The 2,828-nt window shown below is 73.2% G+C and carries 2 protein-coding genes; both read right to left on the bottom strand.

All coding sequences use genetic code 11. The features are described from left to right. Nucleotides 1-120: 120 nt before the first annotated feature. Nucleotides 121-1,461: a dicarboxylate/amino acid:cation symporter gene (locus ACTUAL_RS15740; RefSeq protein WP_096496966.1), complete on the bottom strand. Its 1,341-nt coding sequence runs from the start codon at nucleotides 1,459-1,461 to the stop codon at nucleotides 121-123. Between the two features lie 445 nt (nucleotides 1,462-1,906). Beyond that, nucleotides 1,907-2,527 carry a Maf family protein gene (locus ACTUAL_RS15735; RefSeq protein WP_096496965.1) on the bottom strand — a complete coding sequence of 207 codons (621 nt, stop codon included), beginning with the start codon at nucleotides 2,525-2,527 and terminating at the stop codon, nucleotides 1,907-1,909. Nucleotides 2,528-2,828: the final 301 nt, after the last annotated feature.

The following is a 2,828-nucleotide window of genomic DNA, read 5'->3' as shown; positions in this document are numbered from 1 at the left end:
GGGGCCCCCCGGCCCCCAGGGGGGGGGGGGCCCGGCCCGGGGGGGGGGCGGCGCCGCGGCGGGGCCGGCCCCCGGCACGGTGGGGGGGTCCCGGGGGCCCCCCCGCCGCTCGGGGGTCGGTCAGGCGGGCACCGGGGTGCGCTCCCGCTCGGTCTCCGGCTCGCCGCCGATCAGCGGCGGGGTGCTCGGGGCGTTCAGCACCTCGTCGTCGATCAGGCCCTCGCCGCGCGCGACCAGCACCGGGACGGCGATCTGACCGGCCACGTTCGTGGCGGTGCGCATCATGTCCAGGATCGGGTCGATCGCGTAGACCACCGCGACGCCGGTCGCGATGACCTCGGCGGGCATGTCGATCGCGCTCAGGGTCAGGGTCAGCATGGTGAACCAGCCGGTGGTGCCCGCGGTGGCGAGCGCGCCGAAGACGGACACGGCCACGATGCCCGCGTACTGCAGGACGCTCAGCTCGACGCCGAACAGGTTCGCGATGAAGATCGTCGCCACCGCCGGGTAGACCGCGGCGCAGCCGTCCATCTTGGTCGTGGTGCCCAGCGGGACGGCGAAGCTCGCGTAGTCGGAGGAGACGCCGAGGTTCGCGGCGGTCTGCCTGCTCAGCGGCAGGGTCGCGCCGGACGAGCGGGACACGAACGCGAACTGGATCGCGGTCCACGCCTTGCTGAAGAACACCAGCGGGCTGACCTTGCCGACGAACTTCAGCAGCACCGGGTAGACCACGAACAGCACCAGCGCGCAGCCGACGTAGACCGCGACCAGCAGCGAGGCCAGCGGGCGCACGAACGAGTTGCCGTAGGTCGCGAAGGCGTTGCCGAGGAGGCCGAACACGCCGATCGGGGCCAGCAGCACGACCCAGCCGACGATCTTCTGGATCAGGTCGAACGCCGAGCGGGTCAGGTCGACGAACGGCTTGGCGCGCTCGCCGAGGGCGTAGGCGGCGAAGCCGACCAGGATCGACACGAAGACGACCTGGAGCACCTCGCCCTCGGTGAAGGCGGTGAACAGGTTCGTCGGGATCAGCGACTCCAGCAGCTGCGACCACGAGCCGGTCGCGCGCGCGGCGAGCCGCTCGACGGACGCCTCGGACGGGGTCACCTGGACGCCGCGACCGGGGTTGATCAGCGCGGACACGCCGATGCCGATCAGCACCGCGATCAGCGAGGTGGTCGCGAACCACAGCAGCGTCTTGCCGCCGAGGCGGGCGGCGGTGCGCGAGCCGCCCAGCCTGCTCAGGCTGGTGATGCCCACGACGATCGCGGTGAACACCAGCGGGATGACGGTGAACTGCAGCAGGCTCGTGAAGGTGCTGCCGATCTGCTTGAGCGTGGTGACGAGCCAGCTCAGCTCGGCCTGCTTGGCGACGAAGCCCGCGACCGCGCCCAGCACGAGGGCGGCGAGGACGGTCAGGCCGAAGACCTTGGGTTTGCGGTAGGTGGCGATGAAGGACATGCGAGGGCTCCGGAAGGGACGCTGAGGGGTTCGGTGTCGGGGTCTCTCGTCAGCCCCGACAGCCCGAACTCGTTCTCCGGCCGAAATCGATGTGGATACGGCGGGTCAGCATCAGGTCCATCGCACCCCCTAACGGGGGGAGCGTCCCAGACCTTCCCGAACGCGCTCAGCTGTGATTATCCCTACTTCGGGGGTCCGAAAGGGGGAACGATCGACTAATGGGCGGGTGATGACCCTCTGTTGTCATCGGCGGGTCGCGGCCGGGGCGCGCAGTCCGGTGGACCGGTCGGCGGCGGTGCCCGGTGCTCCCGCCCCACCCCTCCCCGCAACGCGGACGACCGCCCCCCGTGGTCGGGGGGCGGTCGTGGTCCCGCGGTTGATCTTGTGGGTTCCGCTCGGGTCTGTTCCGCTCAGGTCTGCTCCGGTGCTCCCCCTGGTGGCGGGGTCACCGCTCGGGGGCCTGCCAGAGGTCGGCGACGGAGAGCCCGACCCGGCGCAGCAGCCTGCGGGTGAGCGGGAGGCTGATGCCGATGACGCTGGACGGGTCGCCGTCGATGCCCTCGACGAACCAGCCGCCGAGCCCGTCGAGCGTGAACGCGCCCGCGACGTGCAGCGGCTCGCCGGTGGCGAGGTAGGCGTCGAGCTCGGCGGCGGTGGGTTCGGCGAAGCGCACCAGCGTGCCCTCGTGCTCCGCGACCCGCTCGACCACCTCGCCGTCGCGCACGACGAGCAGGGCGTGCCCGGTGAGCAGCGTCCCGGTGGTCCCGGCCATCCGCCCCCAGCGCTCGCGGGCGATCTCGGTGGTGGCGGGCTTGCCCTGCACCTGGCCGTCGGCGGTGAGCAGCATGGAGTCGCACCCGATGACGACGGCGTCCCGCTCGTCGACCGCGACGGCCTCGGCCTTGGCGACCGCGAGGGCGGTGACGAGCGCGGCGGGCGTCGGCTCCCCGAGCCCGGCCGCGACGGCGTCCTCGTCGACGCCGGAGACCCGGACGACGGGGGTGACGCCCGCGGCCTTGAGGACGGCGAGGCGGGCGGGGGACTGCGAGGCCAGGACGAAGCGCACGGACGGCAGCCTAGGCGGTCCAGCGACGGGAACCGGCCACCGGCGGCTGCGGCTCGCCGGTCTTCAGCCCCTGGGGCCTTGGCTCGGGGGCCGGGGCGGGGGTCGGGGTCGGGGGCCGGGGTCGGGGGCCTGGGGCCTGGGGCCTGGGGCCTGGGGCGTAGGGCGCAGCCCGCTGTCCGCGACCTCGGCCTACTGCTTGCTGCCTCTGGCCTGCTGTCCGCGACCTCGGCCTACTGCTTGCTGCCTCTGGCCTGCTGTCCGCGACCTCGGCCTACTGCCCGCTGCCTCTGGCCTGCTGCCC

It is taken from the genome of Actinosynnema sp. (genome assembly GCF_052038725.1).
Note: the sequence above shows the minus strand (reverse complement) of the source record. Positions and strands in the feature narration are given on the sequence as shown.